A 21,290-nucleotide genomic window follows, 5' to 3' on the forward strand; every position below is an offset into this window, starting at 1 on the left:
GGCGTTTCTCCTTGCAGCGCCCTAGACGAGCTGCCGTCCCTTCTCGTCGATGATGTCCCCGATATTGGCGGTGTCGGGCAGGATGATTTCATTGTGCGGCTTGCCCGACGGGATCATCGGCAGACAGTTTTCGTCCTTTTCGACGATGACGTCGAACAGCACCGGGCCATCGTAATCGAGCATTTCGGCGATGGCGGCATCTAGCTCAGCCGGGTTCTCGCAACGGATACCCTTGCCGCCATAAGCTTCTGCCAGCTTGACGAAGTCGGGCAGCGATTCCGAATAGGAATGGGCGTAGCGCGAACCGTGCAGCAGATCCTGCCACTGGCGCACCATGCCCATGCGCTCATTGTTGAGAATGAAGATCTTGATCGGCAGCCGATACTGCACTGCCGTCGAAATCTCCTGCATGGTCATCTGCACCGAAGCCTCGCCGGCAATATCGATCACCAGCGCATCGGGATGGGCGACCTGGACGCCAACAGCTGCCGGCAGGCCGTAGCCCATCGTCCCGAGACCGCCCGAGGTCATCCAGCGGTTTGGCTTGTCGAAGTGGAAATGCTGGGCGGCCCACATCTGGTGCTGGCCGACTTCGGTGGTGATGAACACCTCCTTGCCCTGCTTCTTCGTCGCCTCGTAAAGCCGCTCGATGGCATATTGCGGCTTGATGGTGGTGTCCGAGTTCTTGTAGCCGAGCGAATTCACCGCCCGCCATTTTTCGATCTGCGCCCACCACGGCGCGATGGCCTCGGTGCGCGGCTGATTGGTCTTCGACCGCCAGACGCGAACCATTTCGGCCAGCACCCGCTCGCAATCGCCAATGATCGGCACATCCACGCGCACGACCTTGTTGATCGAAGAGGGATCGATATCGACATGGATCTTGCGGCTATTGGGCGAGAAGGCATCGATGCGGCCCGTGATACGGTCATCGAACCGGGCGCCAATGTTGATCATGACGTCGCAGTCATGCATGGCCAGGTTCGCCTCGTAGGTGCCGTGCATGCCCAGCATGCCCATCCACTGCGGATTGGACGCCGGGAAGGCGCCAAGGCCCATGAGCGTCGACGTCACCGGGAAACCGGTCAGCTCGGCAAGCTCGCGCAGATGCTCGGACGCCTGCGGACCGGCATTGATGACGCCGCCGCCGGTGTAGAAGATCGGCCGCTCGGCCTTAAGCATCAGATCGACCGCCGCCTCGATGGCCGCCGCATCGCCATCCATCTGCGGATGGTAGCTCTGGTGGCGCAGCGTATCGAGGTCGGGCTTATAATACTCGCCCAGCGCAAACTGCACGTCCTTGGGAATATCGACCACGACCGGACCGGGCCGGCCTGTGGTGGCGATGAGGAAGGCTTCGTGCATGACGCGCGGCAGGTCTTCCACGCGCTTCACGAGATAATTGTACTTGGTGCAGGAGCGGGTAATGCCGACCGTGTCGCATTCCTGGAACGCATCCGAGCCAATCAGCGTGGTCGGCACCTGCGCGGTGATGCAGACCATCGGGATCGAATCCATCAGCGCGTCGGTGAGGCCTGTGACCGCATTGGTGGCGCCGGGGCCGGAGGTGACCAGAACCACGCCCGGCTTGCCGGTGGAGCGGGCATAGCCTTCGGCCATGTGGGTCGCGCCCTGCTCGTGCCGCACCAGGATGTGCTGGACGAAATCCTGCTGGAACATGGCGTCGTAGATGGGCAATGCGGCGCCGCCGGGGTAGCCGAAAATATGTTCGACACCCTGATCGGTCAGCGCCTGGATCACCATTTCAGCGCCAGTCATTTTCTCGGCCATGTCTTAGCCCTTCCCTATTCTTTGCCCCGCTGGGGCCTGTCCCTGGCTGCCGCCTCTCCCGCGCAGCGGAAAAATAGGCAATAAAAAAGGCCCCGTTTGGGACCTGTTTTCGGCGCATCAGCTATCGCGCGGGGTTTTACCCCACGTTGCCGATGCGCCTACCTACTACGAGAATGAGTGCCCGCACGGGACCTCTCCATAAAATCTGGTGCGCATTGATAAAAGCACTGCCCGACTGAAGTCAAGCCGCCATAGAGCCGTCCTAGTATGGCAGCATGCGGAATCTCGTGCATTGCGCGCTCGCAGCCGACAAATGGGGCTGGCAGACACGCCATGAGATGCTAAGGGCGGAGCCAATGCCAATTATGACAGTCCGGTGACATGAGCAAAAGCGCGCTCGACAAGGATCTGCAGCGGGTTTCGGGCCTCGAAACCGCCACCCATGACCTCAGTCGCTCGCTGGCGGCGCCGGGCATCGCCCTGGTGTTCCTGCTGGTGGCCGGCGTCTGGGCCAGTTTTGCGGTCGGCCAGGGCCCCGGCACCTATGTCGTGGTCATAGCCGCGCTGATCGCCGGGTATATGGCGCTCAATGTCGGCGCCAATGACGTGGCCAACAATATGGGCCCAGCAGTCGGCTCGCGAGCGCTGACCATGGTGGGCGCCCTTATCATTGCAGCTATTTTTGAGGCTGCCGGCGCCCTCCTGGCCGGCGGCGACGTCGTCAATACCGTCGCCCGGGACTTGCTCATCTCTCCCGAAATGGATGCACGCACCTTTGTCGTGGTGATGATGTCGGCCCTCCTCGCCTCCGCGCTATGGGTCAACCTCGCGACCTATGTCGGCGCGCCGGTGTCGACCACTCACGCGGTGGTGGGCGGTGTCTTGGGCGCAGGCATTGCCTCGGCCGGCTTTGCAGTCGTCAACTGGCCAACAATCGGCGCGGTCGCCATGAGCTGGGTCATCTCCCCGGTCATGGGGGGGCTGCTGGCGGCCGTTTTCCTCGTGATCATCCGCGCCACCATCACCACCCGCCTCGACAAGATCACCTCGGCCCGTGTCTGGGTGCCGGTCTTTGTGGCGGTGATGGCCGGCGTCTTCGCCATGTATCTTGCCACCAAGGGCCTGAGCCGCGTCTGGAAACCGGGCTGGGGCATCGCTTTCCTGCTCGGCATCGTATTTGGCTGCCTGGGCTGGGTCGCCGCCATGCCCTGGGTGCGGCACCAGTCTCGCCACATGGAGAACCGCAAGAAGCATGTGGCCAATCTGTTCCGGCTGCCGCTGATCGTTTCGGCGGCCCTGCTCTCGTTTGCCCACGGCGCCAATGACGTGGCCAACGCCATCGGCCCGTTTGCAGCCATCGTCACCACCATTCAGACTGGCCATGGCGAAGTGGCCGGCATCGCCTTGCCCTTCTGGGTATTGGCGATCGGCGCCATCGGCATCTCGCTTGGGCTGGCTCTGTTCGGCCCCCGCCTCATTCGCACAGTCGGCGAGCAGATCACCAAGCTCAATGAAATCCGTGCCTTCTGCGCCGCACTGTCCGCAGCCGTGACGGTGCTGATCGCATCGGCGCTCGGCATGCCGGTCTCATCGACCCATATCGCTGTCGGCGCGGTGTTCGGCGTTGGCTTCCTGCGTGAGTACATCTCGCGGCGCGACATGGAAGGCACCGCCGTGCCGGTCAACGCGCGCCTGGTCGATGTCGACCAGCTCAATGCCACGCCCGAGGAGGCCCTGGCCAATGCCCGGCAGGTGGAGACGCGCCTCCTGGTGCGGCGCCAGCATGTCTATTCGATTGCCGCCGCCTGGGTCATCACAGTACCCGCCGCCGCCGCAGTTTCGGCAGCGCTGTACTTCGGACTAAGCCTCATCCTGGGGTAAGGCGCAGGCGGCTCGTCGGGATCTTTAGCCCTAGATCATTTCACGTTTATCTGAACTCGCGGCTCTTTTGTCTCCCTCCCCCTTGTGGGGAGGGCAGCGACGCCAGGCCGACAGGCCAAAGCAGAGCTGGAGCGGGGGTGACGCGAACTCAGAAGACGCCGAGCCAAAGGACATGCCGACACCCCACCCTCGGTCCCTCCCCTTGTGCGGAGGGAGGCGCTGGAACCGCGTCCGCCTGAGTATGAAGCGCTCTAGCTGGGGATATGCTGAGCGTGGAGACGCATGGCCAGACGCCCCAGGACCGGATCGGCCAGGAGCCGCTTGGCCTCGGATAGCGTCGCCCAATGTCGCATGCGCTGTCCCTTTTCCTTGTAGATGTCGAGCTGCTGGGTGACCCGCAGGGGATAGAGATCGACGTCGAGCAACACACTGCCGTCCGCCCCGGCGCTGGCACGATAGCTGCCAACCACGGACTGGGAGACTTCGCCGGTCACACCCGCTTCTTCCAGCGCCTCGTGCGCCGCGCTTTCCCACGGGGTCATCCCCGGCTCGATGGCGCCCTTTGGAAATATCCACTTGCCGCTCCGCCGAGACGTAATCAGCAGGAACGCCATGCGTCCCTCGACGATGGAATAGGGCAAGGCACCCGCCTGGCGCAGCGCCGGAGCGGTGTCGACCTGGGGGCTCCAGTGTTTAAGAAAATCACGCATATCAGTCAGCATCAATCTGAGTCGGTCATTGTCTACAGCCGGACAGATGCTGCACACGATTGCAAGTAAAAGGGCCCCGCAGGGCCCTTTCATATGTGCGTAATTGGCTCGATGCGAGCAATTAGCTCAGCAGGGTCAGCTCGGAAGCCGAGATCTTGCCGTCGCGGCCGGTCTGCAGCTCGAAGCTGACCTTGTCGCCTTCGTACAGGCCCTGCAGGCCCGAACGCTGAACAGCAGAAATGTGGACGAATGCGTCCTTCTCGCCATTGTCAGGCGAGATGAAGCCGTAGCCCTTGGTGGTGTTGAAGAATTTCACGGTACCGGTGATGGCGGCCATCTGGATGGTCCTCTTGGTCTGTTGTGCCGCAGATGCGGCGGAAGGGTTTATCCGGGGTGTGCATTTCCCAGACTTACGGTTCACGAGATCAGGAGGTAGCCAAGTTTCCGGGCAGGCCGGTCGTTCAGATAGCGCAAGACAAGTGGCACGTATGAAACGAATTATCTCTGTTTACAGCGACATTTTCAAGGCCGCTGTCACCGCGCCACGGAATACCCCCTTTGCTCAAGAGAACACCCGGCTGGGGGGCCAACCGGGTGTCTGGCGCCTGGGGGCGCTTAACCGCAGGGGGCGCTGCGGTTTTTCGGGTATGCTTTAGCCGCGCGGGCAGGCCGCAATATAGCGGTCGCCATCGGGCTCTTCGTAGACGCAACGATCACGGCTGGTGCCATAATAGCCCAGCAATTCGCCAGCTGCTGCGCCTGCGACAGCGCCGATGCCGGCACCAACTGCCGTGCCAACGACATTCCCGCCAGTGGCGCTGGCGCCGATGATGCCGCCACCAATGGCACCCACCGTCGCACCCTGTTGGGTGGTGGTGCAGGCGGCAAGGGACAGTGTGGTTGCGGCGATGATCAGGATCTTGTGCATGTAGTCCTCCAACGAAATTGCTCGCACGAAAGAATGCACGGCGCCGTGAATGGTTCCGACGCAGTTTTAACCTTTGTTAATTCAAGGGCGCGATTTGCCCGCCACCCCGGCAATGGCTACACCCAGCCAGCCAAGGATCATGGCCCCACCACCAAGCGGCGCCGCGCCAGGAAAGAGGCCGTGACCAGCCCATTCGCGCAGAGCCAGGTCGCCGCCAAACACCATGGCACCCAGGGCGAGGACCAGCGACGCCACCGACAGCACCCTGCCCTTGCCGAGCATGGCCAACGCCAGCAGCGCCGGTGCATGCGCCAGGAAAATGGTGGCAATCGCCGAGAGATTGCGGCTTTCGCCATGGGAGGCGCCCGCGGCGGCAGCAACACCGGCAGCGCCCAGCAGCCCCGCGAAGATCATCAGCGTTCGACTTAACATGTTCATCAACAGCCCCATGCAGATTTGGCCCCGGCTTTCGCGCGGGGGCGGATTGGACTACAGCATGGGGCGCGAGTGAGAGAATAAACAATGAGCGACAACGTCGCGTCGGCCATGCCGGCGCCGCCGGCGCCTCCATCCCTGCGGGGCTGGGGCGCGGAATTCCGTTCTACCTTTGCACTGGCGTGGCCCCTGGTCATCGCCCAGATCGCGCAGAACGCCTTGCAGGCAACCGACGTCATCATGATGGGCTGGCTGGGCCCTGAGGCACTTGCGGCTGGGACGCTGGCGTCGAGCTTTATCATGCCGCTGTTTCTGTTCGGCGTCGGTGTTGTTGGTGCCGTGGCCCCGCTGACGGCGCAGGCGCGCGGCGCCCGCGACATCAAGGCCATCCGCCGTGTGGTTCGCCAGGGCTTCTGGGCGGCTATCCTGCTGACGCTGCTGCTGGCTCCGATCATCCTGCAGATCCGCACCGTCTATGGCTGGCTCGGCCAGGATGCGGTGCTGGTGGCCCGCGCCGAGGAGTATGTGCAGCTTGCCGTGCTGATGCTGGCGCCCGCCATGGGCGTCATTGTGCTGCGCTCGCTGCTCTCGACCTTTGACAGCACGCGCGTGATCCTGGTGATCACCGTCGGCGGGGTGATCGTCAACGCAGTTGCCAACTATTTGCTGATGTTCGGTCATTTTGGCCTGCCGCGGCTGGAACTGCGCGGAGCGGCCATCGCGACCGTGCTGACCAATCTGTTCATGCTGGCCGTCATGCTGGCCTATGTGCTGCGGCATCGCCGTTTCAAGCGCTTCAACATTCTCATCCGTTTCTGGAAGCCCGACTGGCCGCGGTTCCGCGAGATATTCCGCATCGGCACGCCCATCGGGCTGACGGTTCTGGCCGAAGTCGGCCTGTTCGCCGCCGCCGCAATCCTCATGGGCCGCCTGGGCACCGACGAGCTGGCTGCCCATGCCGTGGCGCTGCAATGTGCGTCCCTCGCCTTCATGGTGCCGCTGGGCCTGGGCATCGCGGCCACTGTGCGTGTCGGCATCGCCTATGGACGCCGGGACGCCGAAGGCATTCGCAAGGCGGGATGGACAAATTTCGTGCTGGGCATGGCCTTCATGAGCATTTCGGCGCTGTCGTTCGTGCTCTTCGGTCCGGCAATCGTATCGGTCTTTCTTGACCCCAAACTGCCCGAAAACCAGAGCGCGCTGGTGCTCGCGGCGACTTACCTGGCCATTGCCGGATTGTTCCAGCTCGTCGATGGCGCCCAGGTCTGGGCGGCGCACTCGCTACGTGGCTTGAGCGACACCAAGGTGCCCATGATCATGGCCATTTTCGGCTATTGGTGCGTCGGCCTTCCCGTTGCCTGGCTGATGGGCTTTGTGCTCAACCTGCGCGGCGTCGGCATCTGGCTGGGACTTGCCGCGGGCCTTGCCTTCGTGGCGGTGCTGCTGGTTGGCCGCTTCGCCATGCGCGAACGGCTCGGTTTGCTCCAGCGCATCGCCCAGGACCCTTCGACATTCAACTGATGCCGCCCTGGGCTGACTGGTGATTGATCCTAGAGCGGCGCGCCTCCGAGGCCCAGTCGCGGCCAGTCGCCCATGCGGTTGCGGAACCAGGTGCGCTGGCGCTTGGCATATTGCTGGGTGGCGATGGTGGCGAGCGTGATCGCGTCTTCGCGGCTATGCACGCCGTCGAGCCAATCGGAAATCTCGCGCACGCCGATGGCCTTCATCGCGGGGAGCGCCGGGTCCAGGTTTTGCGCGCGGATTGCCTCGACCTCCGCGACGGCGCCATTCTCGAACATCGCGGAAAACCGGCGCGCAATCCGCTCACGCAAGACGTCGCGGTCGGGCGAAAGTACCATGCGCTCAAGCGCCCAATTCTCCAGCAGACCAGGCTGCTGGCTATCCTGAAAGCTCGACAGGGCCCGGCCGGTCGCACGCTTGACCGCAATGGCGCGGGTAACCCGCTGCGGATCGGCAACCTTGAGGCGCTGCGCTGTTGCGGGGTCCTCGGCCAGAAGCAGTGCCATGCGTTCCGGCTCGTCCAGCGCCTGAATCTCTTGTTGAACTTCAAAGGTCAACGCCGCTGAAATCTCCGGCACATCGGCGAATCCATGTATCAGCGCATCGAAGTAAAGCCCTGTGCCACCAACAAAAATCAGTTCGCGTGACGGATCGAGGCTGGCGATGAGTGTCTCAACCGAGCGCACCCATTGCCCGGTGGAAAACCGCTCGCCTGCGGGCACAGCGCCATAGAGCCGGTGGTCGGCCAGCGCCTCATCCTCCGGGCTGGGGCGGGCCGTAACCACCCGCAGAGTGTCGTAAACCTGCATGGCATCGGCGTTGATGATGACCCCGCCACCGGAACGCGCCCGCTCAAGCGCCAGCGCCGACTTGCCGCTGGCAGTCGGACCCGCTATCAGCACAGCGCGCCTTTGGCTCGTCACCGAACTCTCCCGAAAGTAGCTGTCGCCATGCCGGTTCTGTCCCTCATCACCAATCCTGCCGACCCCGAACTGGACGCGGCCCTTGCCCAAGCTGTGGTGGCCCAAACCGGGGGAGAACTCAACTGGCTAAACCACGGTATTGCCTGCGATATTATCGAGCCCAAGGCGCCGGATGCGGTGCAGGTGGCGCGTGACATTATCGGCAAAAGGGCCGTCGATGCCAATCTGGTGCCGACCGAGGGGCGCCGCAAGCAATTGCTGGTGGCCGACATGGACTCCACCATGATCGAACAGGAGTGCATCGACGAGCTTGCCGTAGCCCTCGATCTCAAACCCCAAGTGGCTGAAATCACCGACCGGGCGATGCGTGGCGAGCTCGATTTTGCCGAGGCGCTGGACACCCGCGTAGCCCTGCTCAAGGGGCTAAAGCGTTCTGTCATCGAAGAAATTCGCCGCGAGGCAATTACGTTGGCGCCAGGCGGGCGGGCGCTGGTGCAGACCATGAAGGCCTATGGCGCCTATACCTCCCTGGTGTCTGGCGGCTTTACCTTTTTTGCCGACTATTTTGCCCGGCGCATCGGCTTTGATGAAGCGATTGCCAATGTGCTCGAGTTCGATGGTGATGCCCTGACCGGGACGGTCACCAAGCCCATCGTCGACAAGAACACCAAACGGGACCGGCTCCTGGCTTTGGCAAATGAACGCGGTCTGAACCCAATCCAGACCCTGGCCGTGGGTGACGGCGCCAATGACCTCGACATGATCGGCGTTGCCGGGTTTGGTGTGGCCCTCCATGCCAAGCCGGCCGTGGCCGCCGCCGCCGGCATTCGCATCGATCATGGCGACCTGACCGCCCTGCTCTACCTTCAGGGGTACTACGACGACGAGTTCGTGCGCTGATCGGACACCCAAGCACCGAAAAGCAAAGGGCCGGCGCAGGTGACTGCGCCGGCCCTTATGTTTGATCGCGACGCGCCTTACTGCGCTGGCGCAGCCGCGGGCTCTTCGACCACGGGCGGCGCTTCCGTGCCGACCGTAGGCTGGAGTTCCGAACCATCGTCCAGCGTCAGGCTGGGCGTAACGGACTCTTCAATGCCCAGGCCATCAAGAGCCGGCTCGCTCGGCGCCGAGGTGGCGGCAGCGGGTGCGGATTGCTGTGGCAGTGGCGTTGCGAAGCTCGTGCTGGCTGCCGGCAGTTCGCCATCCGAACCGAAGTAACGGAAGAAGGCGCTGTCTGGCGACAGGATCATCGTGGTTCCGCTCGTGCCAAGGGCAGTCCGGTAGGATTCCATCGAGCGGTAAAACTCGAAGAACTCTGCGTCCTGGCTATAGGCCGAGGCGAAGATGCGGTTGCGATCAGCGTCGCCCGTACCACGGATGATTTCCGCGTCACGGGTGGCAGCCGCCACAATTTCCACGGCCTGACGTTCGGCAATGGCGCGCAGGCTCTGTGCCTGTTCCTGACCACGGGCACGCAGCAGCGCGGCTTCGGCCAGACGTTCGGCACGCATGCGCTCAAAAGTCCGCTCCGAGACTTCGCTGGCAAGGTCCGTGCGCAGAATACGCACATCGACGACCTCGATGCCCAGCTGGGCCATTTCCGGGCGGATGAGATCACGAGCCTCGGTCATCATCTGCGGGCGCTGCTCGGAAAGAGCGGCGTTGAATTCACGCAGACCATAGACCTGACGCAGGGCAGCGTCGAACCGCGTCGCAATACGGTCCTGTGCCACCGAAAGCTGGCCCAGAGCCCGCTGACGGAACAGCACGGGATCAACGATCTTGTAGGTGAGGAAGGCGTCCACTTCGTAGAACGCGCCGCCCGAGACCTGCACGGTCATGTCGGCAATGTCCTGGCGCAGCAGGCGATCCTCGATGATCTGCACGCTATCCACGATATCGGTCGGGATCTTGAAATAAAGACCCGGCTCGGCGCGGACATCGGTGATCTGGCCGAAACGCATGACAATGGCCTGCTCGCGCTCGTTGACCACATAGATCGACGAGAACAGGACATAAAGGGCCGCTACGATGACGGCGCCGATGATGAAAAGACGATTGTTCATGGTTTACTGCCCCGTGCTCGTGTTTGCGCGGGAGCGAAGCTCCGGCAGCGGCAGATAGGGCACGACGCCCGAGCCGCCGGCTCCGTTTTCCACCAGCACCTTTTCGGAGGCACCCAGAACCTGTTCCATGGTCTCAAGGAACAGACGCTTGCGGGTCACTTCGGGCGCATTGACGTATTCAGCATACACGGCGTTGAAGCGCTCGGCCTCACCGGTTGCTTCCTGCACCACGCGGTTGGAATAGGCAGCCGCCTCTTCGCGCAAGGCTGCGGCCTGACCGCGAGCATCACCCAGAAGGGTATTGGCGTAGGAGCGGGCTTCTTCCTGCAGGCGGTCTTCATCCTGCTCGGCACGCTGCACTTCATTGAAGGCATCGGCCACTTCCGCCGGCGGCGCCGCGTTCTCGATGGAGATCTGCTGGATGGAAACGCCCATTGCGTAGGAATCCAGGATGTCCTGAGTGATCTGCTGCACCTCGATGGCAATGCCAGCGCGGTCATCACGGAAAATATCCTGAGCCGGACGACGGCCCACGACTTCGCGCATGGCGCTTTCCGCAGCGTTGCGAACCATTTCCTCGGGATCGCGGACATTGATCAGGTATTCGACCGGGTTGCCCACCGACCACAGCACTGCAAAGCGCACGTCGACGATGTTCTGGTCACCCGAAAGCATCAACCCATCATCAGCATTGGAGCGCGAGCCGGAGCCCGAAGCCGTGCCGATGGAAGTCTGGTTCTGTGAAGTATTGACCTTCTCGACCGTCTCGATCGGCCAGAGGTGGAAATGCAGACCCGCTGTGGACAGCTCCTGCTTGGGCGCACCCAGGCGGAACTCGACGCCGACTTCCGCTTCGTTGACGGTGTAGATGGAGTTGAGCACCCAGAAGGCACCCAGGACCAATGCGCCGCCGACAATCAGCCAGCGACCGCCCGGCAAACCACCGCCGAGTTGAGCGCGACCTCTGTTCAGGATGTCTTCGAGATTGGGAGTGTTTCCGCCCGGACGGCGTGGACCGCCGCCGCCTCCACCCGGCGCCTGGCCCCACGGACCGCCATTATTGCGGCCGCCTCCGCCACCATTGTTCTCCCAAGGCATCGCATTCCTTTCGGTGTCTGAGAAAAATCGTTGATGCCATATATAGGCAAGGCGCGCGGCCAATCAATGCGCGGAGGCGTGAACGCGCTCGTAAACCCTTATCTCGTAAGCGGCGTCATCCTTGTCCGAGCGCGGCACGTCCGGCGTGGCCACAACCCGCCATTGCGCCGGGTCAATAGTGGGAAACCGGACATCACCCTCGGGCGCCAGATCGACGTGGCTGATGTAGAGCCGGTCGGCCAGCGGCAGGGCCTGCGCGTATATGTCGCCACCGCCAATGACCATGATTTCATCACCGAGACTGGCTTCGGCCAGCCGCCGCGCCGCCGCCAGTGCCTCGGGCAGATTGTGGCGCACCAGGACGCCCTCGGGCGCATAGTCATGCTGACGGGTCACCACGATATGCGGACGCCCAGCCAATGGCTTGGGAAAGGTCTCGAACTGCTTGCGCCCCATGACCATGGGCTTGGCCATGGTGGTTTGCTTGAACCAGGCAAAATCGGACGGAATGCGCCAGGGAATGGTCTGGCCGGCCCCAATGACATTGTTACGCGCGACTGCGGCGATGAGGGAAATGATGGTCATGGGGAAGAATTAGCGGGAAAGGCGGAGGAAGGTAAGGGGAGGATTGGGCCATTCCAACGAGGCTGATGATGTTCGCCGCCTGGTGGCCGTGAACATCGCCAAGTGAAGCCCCCTCAGGTCAGGCCCGAGGGTGAGGCCTGGTGGGGGTCGGACGAGCCGGGTTGCAGCGCGACGCTGCAGCGCCGCGATGCCCTGACCATCAGCGTCACCATGCGGTCCGGCTGCTACGGCCCGTCGGGCGCGCGGCGAACGTCGAATTAATTTCGGATGCGTCGCAGGAATGGCGCGTCGATATTTTGCTTGAGTGTGGTCGACTTCTGACCGCTGCCCTGATTGGAGCACGCTGCTGTAGCGGCCACGTAGGTTTGCATGGCCTGAACGATGCACGGCGTCCTGATTTCGAGCGGCAGGGCACCGCATTTGGCGTTATCAAGAGTGTGCTGCAAAGCGGCCTTGGAAAAGCAATCCTGAGATGGCGAAACGTCGCCAATTGGCGCGGCCATGGAAGCCGTCGTGAGGGCAAAGCCCGCCAAAAAGCAAAGTCCCCTTAGAGATGTCCGTATGGTCTGGCTCATGACCGTGTCCTCCGCACCCTTGCCCAAGCTGGAGACACATTAGAACAACCTGCCTGAACCCAGCCTGAATGACTGCGATGTTCGCGCGGCATTTGGCGCGTGACGGGGCGCCGCAGAGCGGACACGCTGGCAGCGGCCAGAATGCGCCCTCCAAGGTCGGACCTTAGTCCTGACGCCCCAGCTTCCTCAGCGCCTCGCCATCCACGCGCACCTTGGTCCATTCGTCCTGCATCACTCCACCCTGGCTCTTGTAGAAGTTGATGCTTGGCTCGTTCCAGTCGAGCACCCACCACTCGAACCGTCCCAGCTCTTCGGCAACGCAGCGCTGGGCCAGATGTACCAGTAGCGACTTGCCGATGCTTTTGCCGCGCATCGCCGGATTGACATAGAGATCTTCAAGCCAGATGCCGTGGCGGCCCTGGAAGGTGGAATAGGTGTAGAACCAGAGCGCAAAGCCGACGGGCTTGCCCGCCCATTCGGCAATCTCGCAGAACACCTTGGGATCGGCGCCGAACAGGTCGCGCGCAATATCGGCCTCGGTCGCCTGGGCCTCGTGCTCAAGTTTTTCGTAGATCGCCAGGGCACGAATGAACTCGACGATGGTGGTCGCGTCAGAAGCGATGGCGGGGCGGATGGTGAGGGCTTGGGGCAAAGGCGGATTCCTGGCTGCGCTACCGACCTCAGGCATGATCGAGGACGGGTCCAAGCGATCACCTCGTTTATACCGGCCCTCGGGTCAAGCCCGAGGGCGGAACGGTGGGTGGGAGGACATCAGTCCAACCCCTCACCCTTCACTCCAGCGCGTAGCGCTCGAGAATGAGGATTTCCAGCTCGTCCTGCGGCCAGAAGTCCTGCTTGACCATTTCGAAGGTGGTCGGGCCGATCTTGGTGACGCCCTCGCCGCAGAATGAGACCAGATTCTCGGTGCTGCCCTTGTCGATCACCAGCCGGAAATTTTCGATACCGCCGCCCGCCCAATTGCCGCCGGTGCTCAGGATGTAGGAAATCCAGCTTTCGGTGAACGGCGCGCCCCAGGGTTCATCTGGATTCGGCAGAGTCTTGCGCACGGCGGCAACGAAGGCGTCGTCGGTGCAATATTTGCGCCGGTATTCGGCGGCCGGATCGTAATCCTCATAGGGCTCGGAGAGGAAGGCCACGCCCACCGTTCCACCAACGCTGGGCTTGTAGCGATGCTCGACCACCACGCGTTCGCGCGCGGGGAAGGTCGCCTCCCAGGTGTAGGTCGCCCGATAGGTCCAGTTTGGCCAATGGTGGGTTTGCAGGCCCTCCCCGGCGTCATATTCGTCCGGCACGGCCAGGCCCAGGTGCAGCAGTTGAGCGGTGGTATCATCATCCAGCGCCTCGACAGCGTCGATGGCCTCCTGGCTGATCGGCACGATGGGAATGTCGAGCTTTTGCAAGATCTTGGTACGGTCAACGCCGGCCGCATAGGCATATTCGTGCAGCGTCGCCGCAATCGGCTCGCCGTTGAAGGTGGTCTCGAACTCGAACAGGTTGTCCGCGGGCCCCATCGGAAAAGCCACCGGCGACCAGTGATTGGGGACAATGTCCGGCATGGGAAAGGCCACCAGCAGGTCATGGTCGGTGTCGCTGTCATTGCGGAACCTATAGACGACGCGGATTTCATCTTTCGAGATGAACAACTCCTCGCGCTCCATGGCGATCTCGCCATGGGAGACGAACTCCAGCCCACCTGTGGTCAGCACCGCCGATGTATCATTGGCCATGGCGGGCGCCGCGAACGCGAGAAGACCACACGCAATTGCAGATAGACGCATAGACCCTACTCCCTCTGGATCGCGCCTAGTTCTAGCTGGTTTTAGGGATGGGATGCGAGGGGGTAAACATGATTGCATCCCGGCAAAGACCGGCCCTCGGGTCGCGCCCGAGGGCGGCTCCGTGGCTGTGGAGAGCGTAAATCCAAACCGACAGAAACCGGGCCCTACACCGCGATCGGAGCCTTGATACCGGGATGCGGGTCGTAGCCCTGGAACTCGAAATCTTCGAACACGAAGTCTTCGATCCGCTTGCGGTCTGGGTTCATGATGAGCCGGGGCAGCGGGCGCGGTTCGCGCGAGAGTTGCAGGCGGGTCTGGTCGAAGTGGTTGGAATAGATATGGGCATCGCCCAGCGTGTGGACGAAATCGCCAACCTCGAGGTCGCAGACCTGCGCCACCATATGGGTCAGCAGCGCATAGGAAGCGATGTTGAACGGCACGCCGAGGAAGCCGTCGGCGGAGCGCTGGTAGAGCTGGCAGCTGAGCTTGCCGTTGGCGACATAGAACTGGAACAGCGCATGACACGGCGGCAGCGCCATATTGTCGACTTCGGCAGGGTTCCAGGCCGAAACGATATGGCGGCGGCTGTCGGGCTTGGCCTTGATCTGGTCGATCACGCCCTGCAACTGGTCAATATGGCGGCCATCGGGCGCCGGCCAGGAGCGCCATTGCGAGCCATAGACGGGACCAAGATCGCCGTTTTCGTCGGCCCATTCGTCCCAGATGGTGACGCCCCGCTCCTGCAGCCAGCGCACATTGGTCTCGCCGCGGATAAACCAGAGCAGTTCATAGATGATCGATTTGAGATGCAGCTTCTTGGTGGTCACCAGCGGGAAGCCCTTCGAGAGATCGAAGCGCATCTGGTAACCGAACAGGCTACGCGTGCCGGTGCCGGTGCGATCCGACTTGTCGGTGCCGGTTTCGAGAATATCGGAGAGAAGTTTCAGGTAGGGCTGCATGGCCCAAATCTAGCGCGATTCGGTGTCGGCGGCTCGGCGCGGATTGACCGTTTTCAACTGACACGTCTTGTAATGGCGTCTGCTAAGAAAGCAGCCGGCTGTACGCAGGAGGCGCCGATGGGACGATCCAAGACCGATATTGACCACAACCTTCTGGGCTCGCCCATACCCAACAAGCTGTTCCGGCCCATCCAGCCCATGCCCGACTTCGTGCGGGATAGCCTGGCGGAGCGCGGCCTGCGCGAAAAATATGACGCGCGGCCCGACTACCAGCGCAACGACTACATGATGTGGATCAACAAGGCCAAGCGTGACGAGACCAAGCAGAAGCGGCTCACCCAGATGCTGGAGGAGCTTGAAGCGGGCGGGGTCTATATGCGGATGAAGTGGAACGGCTAGGCCAGATCCGTGTGCAGGACCACGCCATCCGGCTCCCAGGTGTGATCCTGATCGATATGGGCCAGCGACCAGGCGAAGATCTTGTGCATTTCACGCAAGTCGCGGGCCGCGACCGCCTCTTCGAGCAATTCGTTCATCCGCATCTTGGCGGGCAGATAGCCCGGCGGGCCAAGCCGCTCGAACTCGACGCCAATGCCCGCTTCCACCCAGCTGCCGACCATGCCGGCAAAATCCTCGGACACGAGGAATGCCGTAAGGTGGAGGACCAGGAGGGTGATCGTATCCTGCGAGAAATATTCGGAGCGGATGACGACGCCGCTGTGATTGGGATGCCATTCGGGACCCAGTTCAGGCAGGAAGAACCAGCCGCAGAAAAAGCCCTGGCAGACCGCCGGGCGGGCCGCATAGACCCCGCAGCCCTGCCCTATGGTGCAATGAGGGCACAGGGTGTTCGCCGGCTTTTGCAGCACCTCCGTGCGAATGGGCGGGAAGGAACAGCAGGCCGTGCAGCCATCGCATGCCCTGCCGCTTATCGGCGTCAGCGCCATAATCGGTCTCCTCGTGTGGCGGCCAACCCTATCGCCCCCCGCTGGTCGAGCGAAGCGGAAAGAGGCTCGGGAGGTGTCCTGCCCTAAATTGATCGCAGCCGGTTTGCATCCGCCGATCGGGTCACCTATATAGGGAATGCCCGCAAGGGCTATGGCGATAAATGGTCATTGTAATAAACCCATCGGACCCGGGGGCAGTACCCGGCGTCTCCACCATCTCCTCCTCTCCGGGGAAGAGCCAATGGGGACGAAACAGGATCGACGAGGGCGTAAAGAGTGTGCTTTTGCTCGGTGAGGTACCACCGTTATCGGTCCGAAACTTATAGTTGCAAATGACAACCATAAGGCTCCGGTCGCTCTCGCCGCGTAAGCGGTGCTAGCACTGGGAATTAAGTCCTCCGCTCCTAGCCGGGCGACAGGCGGGGTTCGCAGGCACCTGGCAACAGAAGCCTGCACTCAATCCCCTTTGCCAGCCGTTCCACGCGCCTTTGTCCTTGAAATCTCTCGGAACGTAGGGCTGATATGGGCCGTCGGGATTCTATCCGGCACGACTGGATCACTTCACTGTTTCGCGGAAACCACGAAATGATCTAAGTCTTTGTTTTATCGCGTTTCCGAACCGCAAAACCGAAGCCACTTTTGCTGGAAGCGCTCTAGGAGAACAGGCACCATGGCCGAAGACCACATGCGATACGACATTCTCGCCCAGGAAGCCCTGCGCGGCGTCGTGCGCAAGGTGTTGGCCGAAGTGTCACGGACCGGCCTGCCCGGCGAGCACCATTTCTTTATCTCCTTCGCCACGCGTGCGCCCGGCGTGCGCATCAGCGAAGAGCTGCTCAAGCAGTACGACAAGGAAATGACCATCGTGCTGCAAAACCAGTATTGGGACCTCAAGGTCACCGAAAGCAGCTTCGAGGTCGGCCTGAGCTTCAATGGCCAGCCCGAAATGCTGCATATCCCCTTCGCGGCCATCAAGGGGTTCTTCGATCCCTCGGTGCAGTTTGGCCTGCAGTTCGATCCGGCCACCGCCCCCGATGAGCGGGACGCCGAAGAGGCGGAAGCCGACGCACAGACTGAAGAGGCAGCCGACGGCGCAGCGCCCGCAGAGGCCAGCGGCGAAAAGGTCATCAGCCTCGACGCCTTCCGCAAGAAGCCCTGATCCGCACAGGATCAAGGCATGGAAAAGCGCTCTTTCTCCATTGCTGGACACCGCACATCCATCGCGCTTGAGCCCGAGTTCTGGCGCGGGCTTGAGGCCATGGCGAACACGCGTCAGCTCAGCCTTGCCGGCCTCATTCGCGAAATCGACGAAAATCGTCAGACCACCAATTTGTCATCGGCGGTCCGGCTTGCCGTGCTGGCCTGGTATCGCGATCCGCGCTGATCTGCGCCGGAAAACGCTCTATTGCTCCGGGATGAGCTGGATCGGCTGATTGACGCCATTGCCGATGGGCTGGTTCACGCCCGGCTGGAAACCGAGGTCCAGCGGCTGCCCGACGGGCGCTTCGGGGTCAGCCGCATCACCCTGCTCTTCCAGCAGGCGCTCTTCCTCAAGCCGACGCGCTTCTTCCTCGGCCGCCAGCCGCGCTGCTTCTTCCGCAGCCGCTCGACGGCGTTGTTCCTCGATCAACCGATTGCGCTCCTGAGCCGCTGCGCGCTGCCGCGCTTCGTCTTCGAGCCGCAAGGTTTCAAGGCGATCCACCTCAAGCTCATTGGCTCGCACCTGGATGGCGGCAACCATTTCGGTGAGGTCGAGCGTGACCACGGGGTCGATGATCGTACCGCCCAGCCGGGTGAGGATGCGGGCACTGTCAGTTTCAACAAGGCCACTGGGATCGACATAATCGCGCGGGGTCAGCACGAAAGTGCCGTCGAGGCCCAGGCGCTCAAGCATGACATTGAGATTGCCGGCCAGCCGCCCGCCCACGCCCTCAACAATGAAATTGGCCAGGCGCACGGTGCCGCCGGCAATGGTGAACGCTCCCTGTGCCTCGCTGGCGAGGAATTCGCCTTGCGACAAGGCAAGACCGATCAGGGTTTCGAGCGCATCGGCGTCGGTATTGAGCACATCCTCGATGCTCGCGATGGCCGGATAAACCGCAGGCGCCAGACCTTCGACGGTGAAATCGGCAATGGAGAAATTACCCTCGCCGGTCAGGCTGCGCAGCGTATCGGCCAAGCTCGCGCCGGTCCCCTCGAATTGCAACCCGGCGTCAACTCGACCAGATAGGCCGCGACCAACGGCCTCGGGGGCCAGCGCGTCGAGATCGACGCCCGCCAAAGTCACCTGCCCGGAAACGCTCCGTTCAGCCAGAGACCCGGCACAGCATTGATCGAGCGACAGACCCAAGGTGCCGCCCCCCACCTCGGCGATGAGCGCCTTGATGGCCACGGATTGCGGGCTCCACGAATAGGTGAAATCGGTCTGGTCCAGCAGCGGGTTGCCATTGGCGGTTATGGCCGTCGTGGTGACGGCGATATCGCCGCGCGAGGGGCGCTCGACAGCATTTGCGGCCAGCGGACCTTCCGGCCACACGCCGTCTCCAGCGCCGATCAAGGCATCGCTTCCGAAGACAGCGGCGGCCAGCCCGGATGCGTCCAGCCTGTCGATGGCGAGTTCGCCCGAAAAGCTGGGCAATTGCCCCAGGCGCTGCATGGAAATGTCGCCGCCGAACCCGGCGTCGCCGGCCACCCCGGAAATATTGCTCAATGCAAGATTGCGTAGTCCCTCAAAGCGAACGCCGGCGCTGGCCTCCATTGCCGGCAAACTTGCGCCCCGCGCGCCGACCAGCGCTGCCAGCCCGCTGGCATTGTCGAGCAGCACATCCATGGTGCCCTCGCCGCTAATCTCACCGGATGGGGCCAGCCGCAGGCCACCAAAATAGCTCATCGACTGTCCGCCCTGACTAAGAGCAACCCGGCCATCGAACCCGTCAGCAGCGTTACCTTCGGCAAAAAGGCTGGCGATCAGCGCCCCCTCCCCGGAAAAGAGCGGCACGGCCTCCAACCCGAATTGCGCCAGCGCAGCCTCGCTGTCGCCGGATTCCAGCGACACGACCAGCCGCAACTCATCCTGGCCCAATCGGGGGAGACCTCCGGCCATTTCGGCACGCAGGTCAAGCGCAGTCGATCCGAGATCACCACCCAGCGTCAGCACCTGACCCGCCCCCGTTTCGGCGTCGGCCAGGAGGAATTGCAGGTCACCCGGCCAGGCGCCTTCCAGCGCCTGCTGCCAGCCAAAGGGCATGCCGACCATCTCATAGGCCGCGGCGAGACCCGGCGCGTCGGCAGAGGTCACGCCCAGCTGGCCGGAGCCGGTGATGCGCGGCTCGGCCAAGGCGCCCGAAAGGCGCACTGTTGAGCTGAGCGCAAGGCCCCCCCAATCGTCAGCAGAGAGCTGGGAAAAACGTATGGCAGCGGGCGACCATTGCGCCTCGGCCACCAGATTTTCGGCAGGCAGCCCCAGCACATCGACCGTAGCGGCGTTGATGGAAAAGCTGCCATCGGGGAAGCTGATGGCAAAATTGCCATTGCCGACGACATCGGGCACCAGCGCCAGAAGGGCCTGGGTTTCACCGGCACCAAGCTGACCCAATTGCAGCACGGTATCGAGCCGTGGTTCGGCACCAAAGCCAAGACGCAATTCGAACCCGTGCTCCTCGCCGTCCAGCGTCAACCGGCCATTGCTCAGCCCGAAGGCGTCGCCCGCCAGCATCAGGCGACCTTGGAGCCCCCCCGGCATGTTGAACAGCGGATTGTCCTCGCTGGGTCGCTTCCAGAGTTGCGCCAGGGCTTCAAGGCGCGCGGCCACGACGCTGACATCACCTTTGAACCCAACCATGTTGTCTTCATTGCTGACCGAACCGGAAAACCGGAGTTCGGTTTCCCCCGGCAGACGAGCCACGGCCTGTTCGACCGTCCAGATATCGCCGTCGGTCGTTGCGTCGAGCCGCAGTTCCCGGAGCGCAAACCCGCGAAGGCCCACCTCGGCCAGGTCGATCCCCAACCGACCCGGCATGGGCGGCAGGGGCGGCGCCGGAATTTCGGACAGCAGACGCACGAATTCATAGGGCAACTCGCTGACGATCTCGGTGGCATCGCGCGGCGGCAGGGAAAAGACGCCGCCCGAAATCACCGCATCGAAACTGCGCCGCGTGCCCAGCTGAATGCTGGCAGCGCCCGTGAGACGCATGCCGGCCCGGTTTTCATCGGGGTGGAGGGTATAACCGCTGAGCACAACGCGGTCGGTGGAAACCGTCATGGCGCTTTCCAGCACCAGGTCGCCGCGAATGTCATCGGCTTGTTCGGCCATGGGCGGCGCCTGCCGATAGGTCAGGTCGCCCTCGAATTTCGGCGCGGCGCCCGCAGTGAGAACACCTTCCACGGTCAGGGAAAAGGCGCCAAGCGCCTCGCGCACAAAGCTCGAAATGCGCGCCGCCCCGTCGCTGTCGGCACTGCCTGAATTGACCCGCAGGTCGTAGTGCGCATCGCCATAATCGGCTCGGCCCTGAAACTGGAACGGCCCCACAAAGCTGGCCAGTTGCAGGTCGCCATCGATGCGCTCAAGCGTGAAGGTCTCGGCCGAACGCAGATCTTCCAGACGAATGCTGCCATTGGAGATGCGCGCATGCCCAAGCGCCACGCCGCTGCCAGCGCCGCTCAGGTCGACGCCGCTGCCGAACAGGCCGTTCTCGTCCACGGTGAGATGGACCACCGGCGCTTCGAGGCTGAGGGCCGTGACATTGTAGATATCGCGCAGGAAATCCATGAGGACGAATTCGGCTTCGACCGCACCAACGGTCGCCGCCGGCGCTTCGGCATCGCCCACCACGACATCAGCAAAGGCGAGACGCGGGCTGGGCAGCAGCGAAAACGAGATATCGCCGCGAATCGTCACATCGGCGCCCAGCACCCCGCTCGCCAGCACCTCCATGCGGTCGCGATAATCGCCCCACTGGATGAAGCGCGGCGCAATGAAGGCGCCGGCCAGCACCACAATGGCGAAAATGCCGACCACGATATAGATGCGATTGAGCACTGTGCCTGATCTGCCCCGGCTGGAAACGGACGCG

The 21,290-nt window shown here is 62.8% G+C and carries 21 protein-coding genes and 1 other RNA gene; 7 read left to right on the top strand and 15 right to left on the bottom strand.

What is annotated here, in order from left to right:
• Positions 1-21: 21 nt before the first annotated feature.
• On the bottom strand, positions 22-1,791 hold the full coding sequence (locus tag NIM87_RS08840) for an acetolactate synthase 3 large subunit (protein ID WP_254674290.1): 1,770 nt from the start codon (positions 1,789-1,791) through the stop codon (positions 22-24).
• Positions 1,792-2,172: 381 nt separating this feature from the next.
• Between NIM87_RS08840 and NIM87_RS08845 the strand changes: the two genes are divergently transcribed.
• Positions 2,173-3,672, top strand: a complete 1,500-nt coding sequence (locus tag NIM87_RS08845) for an inorganic phosphate transporter (protein WP_254674291.1) — start codon at positions 2,173-2,175, stop codon at positions 3,670-3,672.
• Between the two features lie 251 nt (positions 3,673-3,923).
• Here NIM87_RS08845 and NIM87_RS08850 read toward each other — a convergent pair whose 3' ends face one another.
• From NIM87_RS08850 to NIM87_RS08865, 4 genes are all read right to left on the bottom strand, one after another.
• Positions 3,924-4,382, bottom strand: a complete 459-nt coding sequence (locus NIM87_RS08850) for an NUDIX hydrolase (protein ID WP_254674292.1) — start codon at positions 4,380-4,382, stop codon at positions 3,924-3,926.
• 121 nt (positions 4,383-4,503) lie between these two features.
• On the bottom strand, positions 4,504-4,719 hold the full coding sequence (locus NIM87_RS08855) for a cold-shock protein (RefSeq protein ID WP_254674293.1): 216 nt from the start codon (positions 4,717-4,719) through the stop codon (positions 4,504-4,506).
• A gap of 315 nt (positions 4,720-5,034) precedes the next feature.
• Positions 5,035-5,310, bottom strand: coding sequence for a hypothetical protein (locus NIM87_RS08860; RefSeq protein ID WP_254674294.1), 276 nt, complete (start codon positions 5,308-5,310; stop codon positions 5,035-5,037).
• An 81-nt stretch (positions 5,311-5,391) separates the two neighbouring features.
• Positions 5,392-5,748: a DUF423 domain-containing protein gene (locus tag NIM87_RS08865; RefSeq protein WP_408640062.1), complete on the bottom strand. Its 357-nt coding sequence runs from the start codon at positions 5,746-5,748 to the stop codon at positions 5,392-5,394.
• Positions 5,749-5,832: 84 nt separating this feature from the next.
• Between NIM87_RS08865 and NIM87_RS08870 the strand changes: the two genes are divergently transcribed.
• Positions 5,833-7,266 (top strand): MATE family efflux transporter, encoded by a 1,434-nt coding sequence (locus NIM87_RS08870; protein WP_254674295.1) that lies wholly within the window; start codon positions 5,833-5,835, stop codon positions 7,264-7,266.
• Between the two features lie 29 nt (positions 7,267-7,295).
• On the opposite strand, the gene miaA is transcribed toward NIM87_RS08870, so the two are convergent.
• Complete coding sequence (gene miaA, locus NIM87_RS08875; RefSeq protein WP_254674297.1) at positions 7,296-8,189, bottom strand: tRNA (adenosine(37)-N6)-dimethylallyltransferase MiaA; 894 nt, start codon at positions 8,187-8,189, stop codon at positions 7,296-7,298.
• 27 nt (positions 8,190-8,216) lie between these two features.
• Between miaA and serB the strand changes: the two genes are divergently transcribed.
• Positions 8,217-9,089 carry a phosphoserine phosphatase SerB gene (serB, locus tag NIM87_RS08880; RefSeq protein WP_254674299.1) on the top strand — a complete coding sequence of 291 codons (873 nt, stop codon included), beginning with the start codon at positions 8,217-8,219 and terminating at the stop codon, positions 9,087-9,089.
• A gap of 77 nt (positions 9,090-9,166) precedes the next feature.
• Here serB and hflC read toward each other — a convergent pair whose 3' ends face one another.
• From hflC to NIM87_RS08915, 7 genes are all read right to left on the bottom strand, one after another.
• Positions 9,167-10,255, bottom strand: coding sequence for a protease modulator HflC (hflC, locus tag NIM87_RS08885; RefSeq protein ID WP_332017514.1), 1,089 nt, complete (start codon positions 10,253-10,255; stop codon positions 9,167-9,169).
• Between the two features lie 3 nt (positions 10,256-10,258).
• A complete protein-coding gene (gene hflK / locus NIM87_RS08890; RefSeq protein ID WP_254674300.1) occupies positions 10,259-11,353 on the bottom strand; it encodes an FtsH protease activity modulator HflK in 1,095 nt (364 codons plus the stop codon).
• A 63-nt stretch (positions 11,354-11,416) separates the two neighbouring features.
• Positions 11,417-11,938, bottom strand: a complete 522-nt coding sequence (locus NIM87_RS08895; protein WP_254674301.1) for a dihydrofolate reductase — start codon at positions 11,936-11,938, stop codon at positions 11,417-11,419.
• 257 nt (positions 11,939-12,195) lie between these two features.
• A complete protein-coding gene (locus NIM87_RS08900; protein WP_254674302.1) occupies positions 12,196-12,513 on the bottom strand; it encodes a hypothetical protein in 318 nt (105 codons plus the stop codon).
• A gap of 163 nt (positions 12,514-12,676) precedes the next feature.
• Positions 12,677-13,165 carry a GNAT family N-acetyltransferase gene (locus NIM87_RS08905; protein WP_254674303.1) on the bottom strand — a complete coding sequence of 163 codons (489 nt, stop codon included), beginning with the start codon at positions 13,163-13,165 and terminating at the stop codon, positions 12,677-12,679.
• A gap of 139 nt (positions 13,166-13,304) precedes the next feature.
• Positions 13,305-14,261, bottom strand: coding sequence for a DUF4424 domain-containing protein (locus NIM87_RS08910; RefSeq protein WP_254674304.1), 957 nt, complete (start codon positions 14,259-14,261; stop codon positions 13,305-13,307).
• 215 nt (positions 14,262-14,476) lie between these two features.
• Positions 14,477-15,271, bottom strand: coding sequence for a thymidylate synthase (locus tag NIM87_RS08915; RefSeq protein WP_254674305.1), 795 nt, complete (start codon positions 15,269-15,271; stop codon positions 14,477-14,479).
• Positions 15,272-15,388: 117 nt separating this feature from the next.
• On the opposite strand from NIM87_RS08915, the gene NIM87_RS08920 reads away from it, so the two are divergent.
• Positions 15,389-15,670 carry a YdeI/OmpD-associated family protein gene (locus tag NIM87_RS08920; protein ID WP_254674306.1) on the top strand — a complete coding sequence of 94 codons (282 nt, stop codon included), beginning with the start codon at positions 15,389-15,391 and terminating at the stop codon, positions 15,668-15,670.
• On the opposite strand, the gene NIM87_RS08925 is transcribed toward NIM87_RS08920, so the two are convergent.
• Positions 15,667-16,218, bottom strand: coding sequence for a hypothetical protein (locus tag NIM87_RS08925; protein WP_254674307.1), 552 nt, complete (start codon positions 16,216-16,218; stop codon positions 15,667-15,669). The genes NIM87_RS08920 and NIM87_RS08925 overlap by 4 nt on opposite strands.
• Before the next feature lie 99 nt (positions 16,219-16,317).
• Here NIM87_RS08925 and ssrA point away from each other — a divergent pair.
• The 3 genes from ssrA to NIM87_RS08940 all read left to right on the top strand — a co-directional run bounded on the left by ssrA (position 16,318) and on the right by NIM87_RS08940 (position 17,602).
• Positions 16,318-16,675: a transfer-messenger RNA gene (gene ssrA, locus NIM87_RS08930) on the top strand.
• Between the two features lie 213 nt (positions 16,676-16,888).
• Positions 16,889-17,377 carry an SspB family protein gene (locus NIM87_RS08935; RefSeq protein ID WP_254674308.1) on the top strand — a complete coding sequence of 163 codons (489 nt, stop codon included), beginning with the start codon at positions 16,889-16,891 and terminating at the stop codon, positions 17,375-17,377.
• Between the two features lie 18 nt (positions 17,378-17,395).
• On the top strand, positions 17,396-17,602 hold the full coding sequence (locus tag NIM87_RS08940; protein WP_254674309.1) for a ribbon-helix-helix domain-containing protein: 207 nt from the start codon (positions 17,396-17,398) through the stop codon (positions 17,600-17,602).
• Between the two features lie 18 nt (positions 17,603-17,620).
• Here NIM87_RS08940 and NIM87_RS08945 read toward each other — a convergent pair whose 3' ends face one another.
• Positions 17,621-21,256, bottom strand: a complete 3,636-nt coding sequence (locus NIM87_RS08945; protein WP_254674311.1) for an AsmA family protein — start codon at positions 21,254-21,256, stop codon at positions 17,621-17,623.
• Positions 21,257-21,290 lie beyond the last annotated feature (34 nt).

Origin of the sequence: Devosia ureilytica (genome assembly GCF_024273195.1) — a bacterium.
Taxonomy (GTDB): Bacteria; Pseudomonadota; Alphaproteobacteria; order Rhizobiales; family Devosiaceae; genus Devosia; species Devosia ureilytica.